This is a genomic window from Nitrospira sp. Ecomares 2.1 (assembly GCF_965152585.1).
Genome location: NZ_OZ224219.1, coordinates 1,617,200 through 1,632,998 on the forward strand (window position 1 = coordinate 1,617,200; position 15,799 = coordinate 1,632,998).

The 15,799-nt window shown below is 49.7% G+C and carries 17 protein-coding genes and 1 tRNA gene; 15 read left to right on the forward strand and 3 right to left on the reverse strand.

The window, feature by feature from the left end:
- Positions 1-202: 202 nt before the first annotated feature.
- Both ACWHYD_RS07050 and ACWHYD_RS07055 read left to right on the forward strand, forming a co-directional pair.
- On the forward strand, positions 203-1,273 hold the full coding sequence (locus ACWHYD_RS07050) for an OmpA family protein (protein WP_447965204.1): 1,071 nt from the start codon (positions 203-205) through the stop codon (positions 1,271-1,273).
- A 207-nt stretch (positions 1,274-1,480) separates the two neighbouring features.
- Positions 1,481-1,569 (forward strand) — tRNA-Leu (locus ACWHYD_RS07055).
- Positions 1,570-1,754: 185 nt separating this feature from the next.
- Here ACWHYD_RS07055 and ACWHYD_RS07060 read toward each other — a convergent pair.
- Positions 1,755-1,943 carry a hypothetical protein gene (locus ACWHYD_RS07060; RefSeq protein WP_447965205.1) on the reverse strand — a complete coding sequence of 63 codons (189 nt, stop codon included), beginning with the start codon at positions 1,941-1,943 and terminating at the stop codon, positions 1,755-1,757.
- Positions 1,944-2,257: 314 nt separating this feature from the next.
- On the opposite strand from ACWHYD_RS07060, the gene ACWHYD_RS07065 reads away from it, so the two are divergent.
- Together ACWHYD_RS07065 and ACWHYD_RS07070 are read left to right on the forward strand one after the other, a co-directional pair.
- Positions 2,258-2,695 (forward strand): STAS domain-containing protein, encoded by a 438-nt coding sequence (locus ACWHYD_RS07065; RefSeq protein WP_447965206.1) that lies wholly within the window; start codon positions 2,258-2,260, stop codon positions 2,693-2,695.
- A gap of 341 nt (positions 2,696-3,036) precedes the next feature.
- Positions 3,037-3,381 (forward strand): STAS domain-containing protein, encoded by a 345-nt coding sequence (locus ACWHYD_RS07070; RefSeq protein WP_447965207.1) that lies wholly within the window; start codon positions 3,037-3,039, stop codon positions 3,379-3,381.
- Positions 3,382-3,879: 498 nt separating this feature from the next.
- Here the strand turns inward: ACWHYD_RS07070 and ACWHYD_RS07075 are convergent, their stop codons facing one another.
- Positions 3,880-4,080: a hypothetical protein gene (locus ACWHYD_RS07075; RefSeq protein WP_447965208.1), complete on the reverse strand. Its 201-nt coding sequence runs from the start codon at positions 4,078-4,080 to the stop codon at positions 3,880-3,882.
- 1,007 nt (positions 4,081-5,087) lie between these two features.
- Between ACWHYD_RS07075 and ACWHYD_RS07080 the strand changes: the two genes are divergently transcribed.
- From ACWHYD_RS07080 to ACWHYD_RS07130, 11 genes are all read left to right on the forward strand, one after another.
- Positions 5,088-5,420: an STAS domain-containing protein gene (locus ACWHYD_RS07080; RefSeq protein ID WP_447965209.1), complete on the forward strand. Its 333-nt coding sequence runs from the start codon at positions 5,088-5,090 to the stop codon at positions 5,418-5,420.
- Between the two features lie 71 nt (positions 5,421-5,491).
- The gene (locus tag ACWHYD_RS07085) at positions 5,492-5,869 is read left to right on the forward strand and encodes an STAS domain-containing protein (RefSeq protein WP_447965210.1); all 378 of its coding nucleotides are present in this window, start codon (positions 5,492-5,494) and stop codon (positions 5,867-5,869) included.
- A 542-nt stretch (positions 5,870-6,411) separates the two neighbouring features.
- On the forward strand, positions 6,412-7,512 hold the full coding sequence (locus tag ACWHYD_RS07090) for an ABC transporter ATP-binding protein (RefSeq protein ID WP_447965211.1): 1,101 nt from the start codon (positions 6,412-6,414) through the stop codon (positions 7,510-7,512).
- Positions 7,461-8,369: an ABC transporter permease gene (locus ACWHYD_RS07095; RefSeq protein WP_447965212.1), complete on the forward strand. Its 909-nt coding sequence runs from the start codon at positions 7,461-7,463 to the stop codon at positions 8,367-8,369. Before ACWHYD_RS07090 ends, ACWHYD_RS07095 begins: the two co-directional genes overlap by 52 nt.
- Complete coding sequence (locus tag ACWHYD_RS07100) at positions 8,366-9,166, forward strand: ABC transporter permease (RefSeq protein WP_447965213.1); 801 nt, start codon at positions 8,366-8,368, stop codon at positions 9,164-9,166. Before ACWHYD_RS07095 ends, ACWHYD_RS07100 begins: the two co-directional genes overlap by 4 nt.
- A gap of 13 nt (positions 9,167-9,179) precedes the next feature.
- Positions 9,180-10,238, forward strand: coding sequence for a polyamine ABC transporter substrate-binding protein (locus ACWHYD_RS07105; protein WP_447965214.1), 1,059 nt, complete (start codon positions 9,180-9,182; stop codon positions 10,236-10,238).
- A 96-nt stretch (positions 10,239-10,334) separates the two neighbouring features.
- The gene (locus ACWHYD_RS07110; protein WP_447965215.1) at positions 10,335-11,150 is read left to right on the forward strand and encodes a HEAT repeat domain-containing protein; all 816 of its coding nucleotides are present in this window, start codon (positions 10,335-10,337) and stop codon (positions 11,148-11,150) included.
- Between the two features lie 112 nt (positions 11,151-11,262).
- The gene (gene def / locus ACWHYD_RS07115) at positions 11,263-11,793 is read left to right on the forward strand and encodes a peptide deformylase (RefSeq protein ID WP_447965216.1); all 531 of its coding nucleotides are present in this window, start codon (positions 11,263-11,265) and stop codon (positions 11,791-11,793) included.
- Between the two features lie 126 nt (positions 11,794-11,919).
- A complete protein-coding gene (locus ACWHYD_RS07120) occupies positions 11,920-13,644 on the forward strand; it encodes an ABC transporter ATP-binding protein (protein WP_447965217.1) in 1,725 nt (574 codons plus the stop codon).
- Positions 13,645-13,738: 94 nt separating this feature from the next.
- A complete protein-coding gene (locus ACWHYD_RS07125; protein ID WP_447965218.1) occupies positions 13,739-13,930 on the forward strand; it encodes a DNA gyrase inhibitor YacG in 192 nt (63 codons plus the stop codon).
- Between the two features lie 194 nt (positions 13,931-14,124).
- A complete protein-coding gene (locus tag ACWHYD_RS07130) occupies positions 14,125-14,664 on the forward strand; it encodes a hypothetical protein (protein WP_447965219.1) in 540 nt (179 codons plus the stop codon).
- A 41-nt stretch (positions 14,665-14,705) separates the two neighbouring features.
- Here the strand turns inward: ACWHYD_RS07130 and lpxD are convergent, their stop codons facing one another.
- The gene (gene lpxD, locus ACWHYD_RS07135) at positions 14,706-15,788 is read right to left on the reverse strand and encodes a UDP-3-O-(3-hydroxymyristoyl)glucosamine N-acyltransferase (RefSeq protein WP_447965220.1); all 1,083 of its coding nucleotides are present in this window, start codon (positions 15,786-15,788) and stop codon (positions 14,706-14,708) included.
- Positions 15,789-15,799: the final 11 nt, after the last annotated feature.

Genomic DNA, 15,799 nt, shown 5'->3' on the forward strand with positions numbered 1-15,799 from the left:
GCTCAAGGGGACATTTTTTCGCATGTTGCGGGATGCCTTAACTTTTCTACGGAACTGCCGAAAAGGATTTACACGTGTCCATCTTAGAAGAATAAAGATAAATTTGGTAGTCTTTCAGAGGCCATTCAGTATTCGAGATGAAGAAGAAATATTCTTCTTTCTCTCATGATACGAATAGTCACCATTGCACCAGGAGGATCTCATGTGGGTTTGTCCAAAACGTAGCGCTTTAATTGTCGTTGTCACGTTGGGAGTCCTTATGGCTTCGGGGTGTAGTAGCCATTCGGTCCGAACTGGGGCCAACTCGGAAGGGGATGGGATGGCCTCAAGTGAAGATGCAGTTGACACCAATAGGATTATGGGTCAGGCAAATGGATCAGGTGAGGGAAAAGGAATAAATGGCGGGTTGGTTAATGGAGTCAAACCTTCTCAGCATTCGAATGGTTCGAATTCCCAAGATATGGTCAATGGGGAAGATCCAAATTCGAATCCTGAAGGGATGCAGGGAACGCAACGAGCATTTGGCCTAGGTGGCTCAAACTATAAGCATCAATACCCCGGTGTAGATGGATCTGACCCTAATCATGGACCTGTTTCTGGATTTGAAAATGGAATGGCGTCGAGTCAGAATCCTGATCCAGAAGCTTGGGCAAATGCCTATTTGGGAGATGGCAAGAATCGCCGTGAGTTTTATGGGGATCCGTCAAAGTCCGGGATTCCCATGGACGGCTCTTCACAAGGAGGAGTGAATCCTGCGAACTGGGGCGAAGCTTATAGGAAGGAACATGGCGGTCCTTCTCCTGAGTATGTCGATCCCGATTCGAGCATTGCTATTGGCCCTGGCCAGCAAGGGCGGGTCTCAGTGGGAATTGGGAGAACCGATAAGAATGGCTCGATATTTGAGTCAAATTTTAGTGGGTCCATGGGGATCCAACGGGGTCAGGTTCAGGACATTTACTTTGCCTTTGATAGTTGGAATATTTCTGGCGACGCCGCCAAGTTTCTTGAGGAAGGGGCGCAATGGTTGCAGGCGAATCCTGGAAAGGCTTTGACGATTGAGGGGCACTGCGACCAAAGAGGGACTCAGGATTATAATTTGGTATTAGGTCAAAAACGGGCCGATGCAGCACGAACATATTTAGTGAATCTCGGTGTGCAACCCGACCGGATTAAAATTGTCTCCTACGGCAAAGAGCGACCATTTTGTCAACACGACAATGAAGATTGTTTCCAGGAAAATCGACGAAATCATATGGTTGTTCGGGTCAATTGAAAGTAGGGCTCTCATAGGACCCTCCGTGGTCTTCGAATAAGAGGATGCGAAGCACTCGCATCCTCTTCATTTTTCTTGTACATCCGTTTTTCAACCAAAAAGACAAAAAGGCTGGAATAGTTAGGTTATCCTCTCCTAATCTTTCTGTCTGAAAATCTTGCACCGGTTTTTAATGAGTGGTAGAGTCTCCACCCCAATCTGTGCGATGCCGGAGTGGCGGAATAGGCAGACGCAAGGGACTTAAAATCCCTCGGGCTTACCAGCTCGTACCGGTTCGACCCCGGTCTCCGGCACCAACCAAATCAATAGCTTGAAGCGACGAACCTCTAAATATTTCTCGATCTTGTCTTCAGTAATCTTGTCTAGAAGAGTAGAGCCGCCCAAAACCGGAAGAAACCGCCTGGAAAACCAATTGGACTTTTTTTGAAAAATCCGTTGGCGTTGAAATTCGGGGTCTGTCAGATAAGTGTCTGTGAGGGCCTTAAACGTCATTGGCCCTTTGGCTTGATCGCTCATAATTTTTCCCATCATTAAGTCCGTTATATTTGCCCATTTGTTTCTTAGACAAAGTCATGTTGAGAGTTGAGGTTTTCCACCGCTTTAGCTTGGCTCCCAGTGTCTCTCCTGCTACCTGAAGTATCTTCCCCTCATCCACGACACGAAACTTCACGTACCTTTCTTCCTTTATTTTGATCAGTCCCATAAGACTTCTTATAGATTGAGGAAATGGGTGATTATCAATGACTTGGGCCAGTGTGACATAATGCACCACGGCCCGCTCTTCCAATGCACGAATGGAAAGCCCTTGGGCTTGCCGAATTCGCTTTAACTTGATATTCCCCGTGGTCTTGCCACGGGGATATTTATTGCCATCTCCGGATTCTTCATGTGAGTGTTTAGACTAAAAGTGGTTAGCTGAGTTTTCTCGGAAGCGGCATCACGATTTGCGTTTTGATATAACCATCCAATGCGGTGGGTTCAAATATGCCCGCACTTTCCGAGAGTTGTCTTTTACCCACAAAGCCTCTTCACTCTCTCCTCTGTCTTACCGATAAACCTCTTATGCAGGACTTTGATAACTCCAAGCATCCTACCACCAGAGTATTAACCCTTTCCGGACATCTGGATTCCCTTCAAACCCTGAGGCTTGAAAAATTTATTGAGGAGGCCCAGCAAGGAACCTGTCGTCACGTCATCCTCAATCTTTCCAAAGTGGCCACGATGGACCTGGGCGGAGTGGGCAACCTCTTCACGTGGTACCACGCTTTGCATATCAATCAGGTGCGCCTCAGTATCGTGGCTCCGTCCCCCATGGTCCGCAATACGATGGAATCTCTCCATTTGACGGAACTCATTTCAATCCATTCGTCCATCCCTGAAGCGATCAGTCATCATCATGTCCCCAATTCCGTTTCTTCCTAGATACCTCCTGGTGTCATCGGCAGCACTGTCTATTTCTGAATCCATCGCTCTACCTGGTTCGTAGCAAGTTTAGAGTTTTAGCCCTTGCGCTTGGCTTTCGTTGCTCAGGTCGCAAACTGCAATATTCACCCATTATCACAGTGGGAAACTCCACGAATGATCTCACCCTTTTTGGTAGTTCAACGACATCACTTTACTTTTTGAGTAGTTTGCTCATTAGGACCACCAGTACGTACCTCTAGTCTTAACGAGTAATTGTTCGGCCTACCCTGAAAAGATTGAATATAGCCCTATGTATTAACATCTCATTTTTATTCTTTACAAATTAAGAGGTAGATTCGATGCTCCAAGTCCGCGAAAAACTAAATAACCAATCAACCGTCATCATCTTCACGGGACGGTTTGATCGACAATCAACCATTGGTATTGGGGATCTGATCCTTGGATCCAAAGACATGAGGTGTCAGCACATCATTTTGGATTTTATGGGCATCACCGGGATTGATTCGGTGGGTCTCGGTCTCCTGTATCTTTGGTACCATAAACTACAACCTCAACACATTGGGCTAAGTATTGTTGGGCCTTCTCCTAATGTTCAAGCTGCGCTGGAAGGCTGTCACCTTCCTGCCTGCGTTCCGGTCTATGCCACTGAGCACGAGGCAATCCGACAGGAAGTTTACTGTTAGAGGGCTTCATCGTTCGGACATCAGTATGGTCGTCTGTTCTTTGATCCACTAATCCCGGGTTATAGGAACACCAGTCATCAAACTCTCATTTTTTTGGGAATATGTCGCCTTCCTCCTACTTTAATTTACTGGGAGTCCTGTATTGATCTGCAAAAATCCTAGTGAAAAGGTCCACAACTGACTTAAGAGGTGATTGAAACCGAAGGTAAATTTCTTCAGGTGGCGAGGAGATTTGAGTAAGGATTTGAGTATGCCAAAGTGGTATTTCTTTTTGAGTCGTAACCCTTAAAATTGAATCATTCGCGTATTACTTTCCCTGTGTGATTTCGTTGTGTGGTTTTTTTGTTTTCTTCCATCAAAATGTAGCTGGCCGGTTTTTCCCCTATCAAGAAACTATTGGACTGAATGGTTCTTAATTAGATGTTTCTATATTCCCCAAAATTTTTCCTACCAAAAAAAACTGATGAAGAGCCAGAAACTACTGTGAATGGGCTCAAGTTAACTAATGGCCACGGCTAGGTCACGTCGACAGTCGGAACACTTGGCTCCTTCTTTCGAAACCGATACCAATCGAATGTAATGTGCGCACCACATGCAGTAGAGATACCCTGGTCCATTGAATCGAAACGGATAGGTGGGGGAGAGCTTCCCCCAATTGACCGTTTCTATGGGATACCAGGAGTGTGAGTGTGGCAGCATTACCTAAAAATCCTTTCTCAATAAAATGGTATTGGTTCCGATCCCTATGCTGAAATGTGAGGTTTTGCTAATTCCAGAACCAGTGAAGGGAAAAGACTCCCAAAAAAGCTATCACCGTTTCGATTACCCACAAGGTCGTCCAGTCCATAAAGATGTCCCCCCTGGTTTCTTTCTTGTCCTTTTTCTCGTCTTTGCTCATAAAATAGCAACCTTAATGCCATATAATCCGGCGCATCGGACCGACCGGCTGCCCTCCTACCAACTAATTGATTATTAAAAGAAACAGGAAAAGTAGAGGAAGGAAAGTTGCGATCTAACCATGGAGGCCGAAGTATCGGAATAGATACAGATCGTATCTCATTCGCTGAGGAAATCTGGCTTTTTGACGAGCACGTCATTCAGGATGTTTGGAAGGACCGTATTATTGGCCTACATAATAGCCTATGACTCCTTGTGGGGTCGGACTTTTGAGTTTTATTCGTCTTAGGGATTCACAAAGGATATGTGTTTGATCCTCCTCCGAACCGGTAGACATTCCTATACTTAAAGTAAGGTAGGGGATGGAACGTCATGACCAGGAACCTATTGACGGATGAGTTCAAAGAAGATGAGGTCATGCAGGTATTTTCAGGCTTTTAATCTCATACCAGCTTGACCCTGGTCTCAGCATCACGTTTCTTTTCTGTGTTGTCTTCGCCTTTTTCCCACTGTGTTGTAGCGTGTGGGTGATCAGTGAATTGCCCTGGTCGTTAAAATTTTCATAGAACATTTTTACCCATTGGGTAAGGTCTGCTTGGTGTTTTATATGAGGCCAAGCGCCTCGTCCCATTCCCTGTTCTATACACACATGTTTTTTGAGGAAATTTTTAATATAAAAAAGTGGATATCGAAATATTTCAAAATGGGAGCATGGCACATCTGTTGCTGATATATGGGATCTGAAGGATAGCGGAGCAGAGGCTATTCCAGTCATATTATGTGTCAGATCATAAAGGAGGGACAGGTGCATGTTGGTACGAGCACGGTGGGAGAAGGAAACGAGGATCTTGCTGCTTTCTGGTCGGTTCGATAAATTTGGACGAGTACCAATTGAAACGGCCTTGGCGGCGGGAGAGGGACGAGCTTGCAACCACGTTGTGATGGATTTTTCACGAGTGTCGTCAATGGATAGTGCAGGCATTGGAAGATTGTTGTTGCTCTATCATTCGCTTCGAAGGAAAGGCATGGGTTTGACGGTGATCAATCCAAAACCCACGGTTGAGACACTTTTGGATCTGGCGGATCTAACCACCATTATTCCCATTATCCCGGAAAAGTCTGAAATCCGATCGGTTGCCTGATCCCCAGAGAAAGAGAATCGAGTTTTTCTTAAGTTGTGGAATCGCAAAACCGAAATGGAAATTATTGACCTATGATGTCTATGATCCATACCCAACCGACTTCAATTGACGATATGCATGTTATTACATTCGGGACCTGCTTTGATGGGTCTGCCGAACCTGCTTTAGAGGCGGCTGTTTTACAGGTGCAGGAAATTCAGGGCAAACATATCATTCTGAATATGGAAACCCTGACCACACTTAATAGTCGTGCCTTAGGGAAATTATTCCTCACCTACCATCATCTCAATCGGAAGCAAATCCGGCTCAGTATGGTCAATCCAAAGCCGGCAGTCCGTGAAATGTTAGCATTTGTCAATTTTCCGAAGATCGTCCCCATCTATGATTCGGTTGATGACGTAGTGGCTTTCGAGCAACGTCAGATGGAATCTTCAGGCATCCCAGAGTAACCGACGTCACAAAAGGCGTATTGAGGCCAGGGGCATCTCGGATAAAAATGCGGCTTGGGAAAATGGGTAGGATTAATGAATGAGGTTCTCGTATATGAGTTGACTAAAAGGAGCGCTCCCCTCTGAAAGGAGATGCAGCATGTCGATTAAAACCGGTCAACATATCGTCGAAGGATCCATGTCCAATCTCCTCCTTCATTAAGATCCAGGCACTTTCCTGGAGGCCGCCCTCTATTTCGGAAGACAAGCAAATTGAATATCTGCCCAACGTCTGATTCCTAAGGCATTAACCTAGGCACTCCGGGATCTCGCCCCGACGGTTCAGAGGCGGACTTGCAGTTTTTGATGCCTATGGGTGCCTGCAAGGCCTGAACCGGTTCTCCGACCATTCGCCATAGCCTTCTTGTTTGCACTCCTCGCCTTCGTCGGTTTGCCTTTGGCATACTGATGCCGGTATCCCTTCATTGACTTCCATTTTCCTCCCTTCCTAGAATCGTCACCCTGGCGGCTTATCCAATTCTCCCGGAAGGGATCTCTGGCTCGTGAATGAAAGCGTCGTCCTCGATAAGGTTATCAAAACTCATGGTCTCGTGAGGGCGGTGGATCATGTGTCCTTGGCGATTCAGAACGGGGAATTTTTTTCCATATTGGGACCGAGTGGGTCGGGGAAAACCACAATCCTTCGGTTAATTGCTGGATTAGATCGGCCGGATCAAGGGGACATTATAATTCAGCAACGTGCTGTCACCTTGGATCCCCCTCATAAGCGACCCGTGAATATGGTGTTTCAGCATTATGCGCTCTTCCCGCATCTGTCCGTTTTTGAAAATGTGGCCTTTGGATTAAAAATGAAAGGAGATGGCCGGGCCAATATTCAAAAGGCGGTGAGTCACATGTTGGCTCTGGTTCGTTTGCAAGGAAAGGAGAAGCGACTCCCTGGGCAACTGTCCGGAGGGGAGCAGCAACGGGTGGCGCTTGCACGAGCTCTAGTGAATCGTCCGGTCGTCCTGCTGTTGGATGAGCCCTTGGCTGCTTTGGATCAGCAGCTACGCCAGGAGATGCAGGGAGAACTGAAGCGATTGCAGCGTGAGGTGAAGGCGACATTTATTTGCGTGACTCATCAGCAGGATGAAGCCCTCATGCTCTCGGATCGAATTGCGGTCATGCATGGGGGGAAGTTGTTGCAGGTGGGAACGCCTCAGGAGATCTATGATCACCCCGTATCTTCGGTTGTGGCCAAGTTTATCGGGCTTTCCAATGTGTTGTCGGGCATCATTGCCAGTTGTGACGGTGGGTTGTGTCGGGTTGAAGCGAATGGCTTGTCACCCGTCATGGTCTCGTGTTCCCCGCATGATTTTCCGCAGGGGGCCGTCACGGTCATAGTTCGCCCCGAACGCGTGCATGTGTCCTCTAACATGTCTGCCAATCGATATGACAATGGTCTTCAGGCGATGATGCACCACGTGGCCTTTTCCGGGAATGAAGTGGTGTACCATGTTCGGCTTCAGGACGGGGCGATCTGGATGGCTCGCGTGCCAATTGCCGAAGCACAGGCCTGTCCCTTGACAGTTGGTCAACAGGTGTACGTGCAATGGTGGGCACACGATGGGTTGGTTTTGCCCTCCCAATCTCCTCCATGCTGACCAATCGTTTTGCCACATCTTCCGCATTTCCTGTCAGGCTGTCCCTCGTATCGGCAGGCCTCTTCTTGGGCCTGTTCTTTTTTCTCCCGCTGGTATTGGTCTTTGGAGTGAGTCTGGCAAGCCGGGGATTGTATGGGGGAATTTCCTGGATCGCGACCTGGGAAAATTATCAACGTGTCTTCGATCCGCTCGTGGGAGTCATATTTTTTCGGTCACTTCTCCTGGCTGGATTTACGACTCTAGTTTGTGCAGTGGTGGCGTTTCCCTTAGCCTATTGTCTGGCCAGGGCTTCCCGGCACTGGCAACTTATATTGTTGACCCTTGTGATGATTCCGTTTTGGACGAATTTTTTGGTTCGCACCTATGCGTGGGTGTTGATTTTTCGGGCGGACGGTATTCTGAATAGTCTGTTGATCAGAGTGGGGTTTCTGGAGGAGCCGCTTTCCTTATTGTTCACGGATGTGTCGGTATTTGTGGGACTGGTCTATGGCTATCTGCCCTTTATGGTGCTTCCTCTGGTGGCGGCCATAGAACGCATCTCTCCCCAATTAGAAGACGCGGCGTTTGATTTATATGCGTCTATGGGCGCGATGTTTCGACATGTGCTGCTCCCGCTCAGTGCCCCAGGTTTTCTGGCCGGGGGAGTGTTGGTCTTTATTCCTTCCCTCGGTGCCTTTATTACGCCGTATTTATTGGGTGGAGGACAAAACATGATGGTGGGGACCTTCATCCAGCAGGAATTTTTGGTCGCCCGGGACTGGCCGTATGGATCAGCCATCTCATTCGGGCTGATGGGAAGCGTTCTTCTTATTTGGTTTTTGCTAGCTCGGACGTCAGTGGGAAAGGATCCATCATGAAGCGGATGCCGAGCAGTTTCATCCTCATGAGTGTGCTGGTCATGCTCTTTTTATATCTGCCGGTGGTCATCCTGATCGGCCTGTCATTTAATGCCTCCACAATGGGAGTGGCGTGGAAGGGGTTCACGTTTCAGTGGTACGAAAAGCTGGCCCTGGACCGGGCGATTCTCGAAGCGACGGTCAATAGTGTGGTGATTGCAATAATATCAACCGGATTGGCCCTTATTCTTGGAGTGGGGACCGCCATCGGTCTGGAAACCCGTCAAGGGGGGCAGAGGGCGTGGGTCAACATGATCCTGTTGCTGCCACTGGTCATCCCGGAAATATTATTGGGTGTGGCCTTATTGATGGTGTTTGTCTTATGTCAGGTCCGTCTGGGATTTGGGACCATCATTATCGGACATATGGTCTTCAATCTTCCGTTGACCATCGTCATGGTCAGGGCCCGTCTCCGTAAGCTGGACCCTGCCTGGGAAGACGCGGCGCGTGATTTGGGCGCCACTTCATGGGACGTGCTCACCCGCATCACACTTCCCTTGTTACGTCCGGCAATCTGGGGGGCAGGACTGTTAGGGTTTACCGTATCGTTGGATGACTTTGTCGTGACATTTTTTGTCGCCGGCCCCGGTTCAACCACCCTCCCACTCAAAGTGTTTTCGATGATCAGAACAGGGATGACTCCCGAAGTGAATGCCTTGTCGGCGGTAATGGTCGTGGTCTCCATGCTGTGCGTGGGGTTGTCTTGGTTCCTCCAGGAGCGGTCGGCACCGGCTTCGTCTGAATCTTCGTATTTATGAAGGGCGGCAACTCATGAACATGTTGTGTCAGTGGGCGGGGATCTTGATTCTCCTGGTGGCGGCGGGATGTTCGGAATCTTCCACATCCTCGGAATCACCATCCTCTCAACGCCCTACTCTTTATTATTTTACGTGGTCTGACTATGTGGATGCGGGGGTGGTGGCCAAATTCGAAGCGACCCGGGGGGTGCGGGTGGTCGTGGACACTTTTAGTAGCAATGAAGAGTTATTAGCCAAAGTGCAGACCGGCATGACCGGGTATGATGTGGTGGTGCCTTCTGATTTTATGGCAGGCATTATGGGCCGATTGGGGTTGCTGGCGGAGTTGGATCTGGAAAAAATTCCTCATGTGCAAGATCTGGAGCTCCACCTCCAGCAGCTCTCGTTTGATCCCACCAACCGGTTTGCCATTCCCTATTTATGGGGTACGGTTGGAATGGGGTATAATTCTGAGGTGGTGACGGAACCGCCAACCAGTTGGGAAGCCTTATGGGATCCGAAATTTTCCGGTCGTATCAGTATGCTGAACGATGAACGGGAAGTCTTCGGGTTGGCACTCCAGTCCTTAGGCTACTCGCTGAATAGTGTCGATCCCGAGGCCATTCAACTAGCCAAGCATAAGTTGATGAAGCAAAAGCCCTTGATCAAAGCGTATACGAGTGAACAGTTTGACCAACTACTTGTGGCCGGGGAGGTCGTATTAGCGCATGCCTGGGGAGGGCCGATCGCCAGGGCGATGCGTGAGCACCCGTCAATCCGGTATGCGCTCCCCCATGAAGGTGGGATGATATGGACGGATTGTCTGGCGGTCCTGGCCAGTTCTACTCAACAAGCGCTCGCGATGGATTTTATCAATTTTCTTTTAGATGAAGAGGTGGCGCTTGCCACATCGCAGCGACTATTATTTGCTTCAGCCAACCGACATGTTCGGAATCGTCTGCCGGAAGAGATTCGCACGAACACGGCGGTGTACCCGCCAAGTGAGATGCTTGCCCGGATGGAGTGGTTGGAAGATGTTCAGGAGGCCATTCGTTATTATGATCGAGCATGGACAGAGCTGAAAGTGCACTAGGCTTGGCTTGACCCTTTTAGCCATCTGCTACTAAACTGCATGATTGCTAAGTTTTATATACGAGGATTCACGAAAGGGAAGTCCATGATGCAGCGAATGATAATTTCGTCACAGACAATATGTTGGGTGGTTGTGGCCTTTTTCCTGGCCTGCGCTCCGCTGTGGGCGGAAGAACCAGGAACAAGTCGTTCCCCTCTCTACCTGACGCAAATGCCCTATGAGCCTCCTCCTCCGTCAGAATCAAGAGGGGTCGAGGCCACGCCACCTCCTGAAAGCTTAACGACCGAGGATGAGGAGCGTCTGGAAGCACTTATTCCGCTGCTTGAGGGAAAACAGGAATTTTGGGCCATCGGAGAGTTTGTCTATTTTGGGAAACACTCGGTCCCGTATTTAGTAAAAGCCCTCAAGTCGCCGGTGTCCAGAGTCCGGTTCAATGCGGTGGAAACGCTGTCGATGATCAATGATCCCTCCGCAGTCCCGGGCCTACTGGAGGTCGCAATCAATTCGGAGGAAGACTCCCGGATCCGGTCCCATGCATTGCGTGTGGCGACACGATTGGATCCCAACCAGGTTGTTCCGGCCATAGAGGTAATGGTGAAGGACCCCAATTCTACGATTCGGAATACGGCGGTGTTTGAATCACGGAGGGTCCATCGGAAGGAAGTGCTGCCTTTCATTATCAGTGCCATTTCAGATCCAGAGCAATACGTGTCAATCACGGCGCGGGATTCTTTCTGGATTCTCACCAGATTCAGCGGTTCAATCCATGATTGGGAAGCCTCCACCCCTGAAGACAGGAAGGAATGGATGAAGGAATGGTGGTCCTGGTTGGAAGAGAATCAGGAACGATTCGGCGAGACCCCGTCATCCACAAAACCTCCTCGATCACCGGCAGACCTGAATGTCAGTTGACAGCGGTTCCTGAATAACCAAACGAGAGGCCAGGGTGGTCCCGGACGGTGGTCGAAAGCGTGTGATTTCATGAGACGAAAGACGTAGAAGATTCAGAAAAGGAGTCAGGTTGATGGCAGTATTACCTATAGCAAAAATCGGCAACCCGGTTCTCCGGCAACAGGCCAAGCCGGTCGATCCCGCATCAATCGGGAGTCGACTAATCCAGGAGTTCCTTGATGATATGTTTGAAACGATGGTGCATTATGAGGGAATTGGATTAGCCGCCCCGCAGGTCGCACATTCGGAACAGATTGTCGTGATGGAATGTGAGGGGAAGGATGGCATTCCGAAGACCGTCCTCATAAATCCTAAAATTGTGTTTTATAGCCCCTCCCAAACTGAAATGTGGGAAGGATGTCTAAGTATTGATCTCATGCGAGGTAAGGTGGTCCGGCCGTCCATGATCCGCGTGCAGGCCTATGATCGGCAGGGAGTACTCCAGGATTTTGAAGCGAACGGACTCTATGCGGTGTGCATCCAGCATGAAATGGACCACCTCATCGGAAAATTGTTCATTGATCGGATGGCCGACATGTCGACCCTGACCCAGTTGGAAGAGTTTGATGCCTATTGGCGCGAAGAATCCGCCCCGGTGATTTAATTCCTGCTTGAAAGAGCTGACCGTCGAGCGTTTTCTGCTCATCCATTCCACGCGTGTGTTTTCGTGATTCCATGATTCCCATGGGGTTCACGCCATCTGTCGACGAAAAAGGTTTCGAAACTTCCTGTGAAATCGCTCCTGAGAGTTCTGTCCTACCTGGCCCCGTATCGGGGGCTGGTGTGCGTCACCTTCTTCTTTGCCGGTGTGACGACGGCACTGGAACTGCTCCCCCCTTGGCTCATCAAAGTGGTGATTGATGACGTCATCCCGGCAAAAAATACGGACATGCTGACCTGGGTGCTCATTGGACTACTCCTGGCCTATGGACTGAAGAATCTCTGTAATTCCCTCCGCATCCGCTTTAATAACACGCTAGAGCAACGTGTAGTGCATCGACTCCGGCAACAAGTGTTTGCCGCTCTGCAACGGTTGTCGTTGACGTATTATGAAAATCGATCGACGGGTGAAATCATGTCGCGTGTCGTGAATGATACGGAACACGTGCAACGAATTTTCATTGATGGGCTTGAGGGCATGTTGACGGCCACTTTGACCCTGGTCGGCATTACCACTATTTTATTTATGCTGAACTGGAAAATGGCCCTTCTCGTTCTACTGCCGATTCCGATACTCATCATCGGAGGCGTGGCGTTTACCCGCCGGGTCCACCGGTATTATCACGATATTCGTCAGCAGGCCGCTGAACTCAATGGCTATCTGCAGGATTCCTTGTCGGGGATCCGGGAAACGATGGGATTCAATCGACAGCCCTACGAGCAGACTCGTTTTCATGACATGAGTCATCACTACAGCCAAGCCAATCTAAAAGCGATGTATTTATGGTCGATTTATTCTCCTGGAATGATTTTCATCGGAAGCCTGGGAACCATTTTGATTGTGTGGTATGGCGCCGGTGAAGTGATAGCCGGTCATCTTTCCACTGGTGAGTTGGTCATGTTTTTATCATACCTCGTCTTGTTTTATACCCCGGTCAATCAAATTCATTCCGTGAATCATTTGTTGCAACATGCCCTGGCTGCCAGTGAACGGGTGTTTGACATCTTGGATGCGGAGCCTGCCGTTCCCGACCATGGGCATCTTCGTCCGGCTCAGCCCCGGTTGTCGGGGAAAGTCGAATGGAAGGATATGGCCTTTTCTTATCGGCCCGGGAAACCGGTCTATCAACATCTTTCCCTGGTGGTGGAACCGGGGGAGCATGTGGCGTTAGTCGGGCCAAGCGGTGTGGGAAAAAGCACGCTCATGAAACTTCTCTTCCGGTATTACGATGTGGGGGAGGGTGCGATTGAGTTGGATGGATACGATATTCGTCATCTCCCGTTATTCTATCTTCGTGAACAAATCGGCTTTGTCCAACAGGAGCCCTTTTTGTTTAATGGCACGGTGCGAAGCAATCTAGCGTATGGAGACTTGGCGGCATCGCAGGATCAAATAGAAGCGGTGGCGCGGGCTGCGCAAGCGCATGAATTTATTCAAGCGCTACCTGATGGATATGACACCTGGATCGGGGAACGCGGAGTGAAATTGTCGGTTGGGCAAAAACAGCGTATCGCCATTGCCCGGGTATTGCTCAAAGATCCACCCATTGTGGTCATGGATGAAGCCACGTCGAATATTGACACGGAAACGGAAGTCGAGATTCGGATTGCCATGGATGAACTCATGCGTGGCCGGACGACGTTTATCGTGGCCCATCGGTTGTCGACTCTGCAAGCGGTGGATCGAATTGTCGTGTTTGAATATGGACAGATTGTTGAGGAAGGCGATCATGCGACCCTACTGGCGAGAGGGGGCTTGTATGCCGGGTTGTATGAAGCCCAATTTCATGTTTAACATGGTATCGCATACATCCAGCTGCTATACGCGGAATCCAGCGCTGGTGGGTGCGGGCCGGAACTAAAGACCCGAGTCGATCGTGAGAAACGAAATGACCGTGAAATGTCCGATATGCGGCAATGTGGAACAATGGGAAGGCAATGTCTTTCGACCCTTTTGTTCCAAGCGATGCCAATTGTTGGATTTGGATGGATGGTTGAGTGAACGCTATCGTATTCCCGATGCGGAAGAAGATGGGTTGGATGAGGCGGTTCGTGAGTCCGGACCCACATCTGCTGATTAGTAGCAGGTTGGACTGAGGAGGAATGCGCTACCAATGTGGTTTCCTGCTCTCAAGTTCACCGCTTTTCTGAGTCAGAGGCCAACGATGGGCAACTCGCCAAAATAGGGATTCGCTCAGCCACATTGACCTTTTCGCCCTCGCTCCATCCAGTCCGAGATGCTCCTGGTAAATGAAATTATAATGGAGACAAACCTATGCCAAAAATGATCACGGCCAAACGTCACGAGGACGAAACAGATAAGGCCCAGGAGTTTGTCCGGACCAATATCCTACTTCCTGCCAGTTTGTTGGGGTTGATTTCGATTGTCGTCGGAGTCATCGCCTTAGGCTTTCAATTCTGGGCAGGAACGTATGGATGGGAAACCTTTACCTACAGTTCGGCGCTCATCATAGCCGGAGTTCTTGTGGGAATCGTTCAAACGAAATACCAACAGTATCTATTGCGAGAGTTTCCGGGACATTTTGCTAATCGCATGAGAGCCTATAGCCAAAGGTCAGTCCGGAAGGCAAAGAAGGCCATCACCGAGCATGATATTGAGCATCGCGGTCGCGGATTCGTTCCGCTCTGGTATCTTCTGGGGATCGTGATGTTTTTTGCGCTTTCCGGATTAGCCGTGGCCACGGGTTTTATGGAGCCGGTTGCTGCGTTTGCCTTGCCCTGGGCAGGCTATTTCTGGGCAAAGTTATTTTTTTGGAAAGGGGTAGTGTTGCTGCCGGACCGCAAAAAGAAATGAGGCCTTTTCTGCTGTTGATTCCTGGATCGGCTATGAACGGATCAGGGCTTGGAGGGTGAAGGCTTCTTGAACCGTTCTGTCTTGGGAGCCGGTTGGGCCGTAAGAAGCGATTCAAGATGTTTGACCTGTTTTTGAAGAGCCCGAAGTTCCTTGCGTAATTCGGGGAGTTGGTATTGAATGACCTGTGACCTTCGCCAGATACCATGTTCGACCGCCGGTCGCCCACCTACAATCTGACCGGATTTCACATCATTGGTGACCCCCGAGCCCGCCGCAATTTTCACCTGATCACCGATCGTGACATGATCCACCAGGCCGGCCTGGCCCCCAACCATGACGTGGCGGCCTAACACCGTACTGCCTGCAATCCCCACCTGGGCGACGAGAATACAGTCTTCCCCGATTACCACGTTATGGGCGATCTGCACCTGGTTGTCGATCTTTGTGCCGCGCTTAATGACGGTGCTGCCAAATGTTGCCCGATCCACGGTCACATTGGCCCCGAGTTCAACGTCATCTTCAATGATCACATGGCCCAATTGCGGAATTTTATGGTGGCGGCCTTCATGTTGCACATAGCCGAAGCCGTCGCTCCCGATGACGGCGCCGCTGTGCACAATGACTCGATTGCCGAGGACACACTTGGTCAGTAATGAGACATGGGGGTAGAGGATGCACTCATCCCCGATACTGGCATCGTCGCCAATATGTACCCCGGCATGAATGGTGACCCCGGAGCCGATGAGCACGCGGTCCCCAATAGTGACGAGAGCGCCAATTGAGACATCCGGACCAATCCGCACATCGAGTCCTGACACAGCCGTGGGGTGAATGCCACGTGGTGGAAGAGGAGGAAGGAAAAATTTCTGCGCCAAGGTGGTGACGGCGACCAGCGGATTCGGAACAATTAATTGCGGTCGAGGATCGTCGGGAATAGGCTCTGTCACAATGAAGGCTGCCGCCTGTGACTGACGTGCCGCTTTCTGAAACGAAGGCTTCAGGAGAAAGGAGATATCTCCCGAGGAGGCTCCTTCAAGATGAGAGAGGCCGGATATCTGAATGTCAGATGATCCGTGAATGGTGGCGTGAATGGCTTGGGCTAATTCCTGAAGAGGAATATTCATGATTCCTGAGG

What these genes read in the sequence shown, in the direction of transcription:
- ACWHYD_RS07075 (WP_447965208.1), bottom strand. Translation starts at nt 4,080, where the DNA reads ATGCTGCCACACTCACACTCCTGGTATCCCATAGAAACGGTCAATTGG.
- ACWHYD_RS07050 (WP_447965204.1), top strand. Translation starts at nt 203, where the DNA reads ATGTGGGTTTGTCCAAAACGTAGCGCTTTAATTGTCGTTGTCACGTTG.
- lpxD (WP_447965220.1), bottom strand. Translation starts at nt 15,788, where the DNA reads ATGAATATTCCTCTTCAGGAATTAGCCCAAGCCATTCACGCCACCATT.
- ACWHYD_RS07130 (WP_447965219.1), top strand. Translation starts at nt 14,125, where the DNA reads ATGCCAAAAATGATCACGGCCAAACGTCACGAGGACGAAACAGATAAG.
- ACWHYD_RS07095 (WP_447965212.1), top strand. Translation starts at nt 7,461, where the DNA reads ATGGTGGGCACACGATGGGTTGGTTTTGCCCTCCCAATCTCCTCCATG.
- ACWHYD_RS07100 (WP_447965213.1), top strand. Translation starts at nt 8,366, where the DNA reads ATGAAGCGGATGCCGAGCAGTTTCATCCTCATGAGTGTGCTGGTCATG.
- ACWHYD_RS07085 (WP_447965210.1), top strand. Translation starts at nt 5,492, where the DNA reads ATGATGTCTATGATCCATACCCAACCGACTTCAATTGACGATATGCAT.
- def (WP_447965216.1), top strand. Translation starts at nt 11,263, where the DNA reads ATGGCAGTATTACCTATAGCAAAAATCGGCAACCCGGTTCTCCGGCAA.
- ACWHYD_RS07070 (WP_447965207.1), top strand. Translation starts at nt 3,037, where the DNA reads ATGCTCCAAGTCCGCGAAAAACTAAATAACCAATCAACCGTCATCATC.
- ACWHYD_RS07110 (WP_447965215.1), top strand. Translation starts at nt 10,335, where the DNA reads ATGATAATTTCGTCACAGACAATATGTTGGGTGGTTGTGGCCTTTTTC.
- ACWHYD_RS07080 (WP_447965209.1), top strand. Translation starts at nt 5,088, where the DNA reads ATGTTGGTACGAGCACGGTGGGAGAAGGAAACGAGGATCTTGCTGCTT.
- ACWHYD_RS07105 (WP_447965214.1), top strand. Translation starts at nt 9,180, where the DNA reads ATGAACATGTTGTGTCAGTGGGCGGGGATCTTGATTCTCCTGGTGGCG.
- ACWHYD_RS07065 (WP_447965206.1), top strand. Translation starts at nt 2,258, where the DNA reads ATGCCCGCACTTTCCGAGAGTTGTCTTTTACCCACAAAGCCTCTTCAC.
- ACWHYD_RS07125 (WP_447965218.1), top strand. Translation starts at nt 13,739, where the DNA reads ATGACCGTGAAATGTCCGATATGCGGCAATGTGGAACAATGGGAAGGC.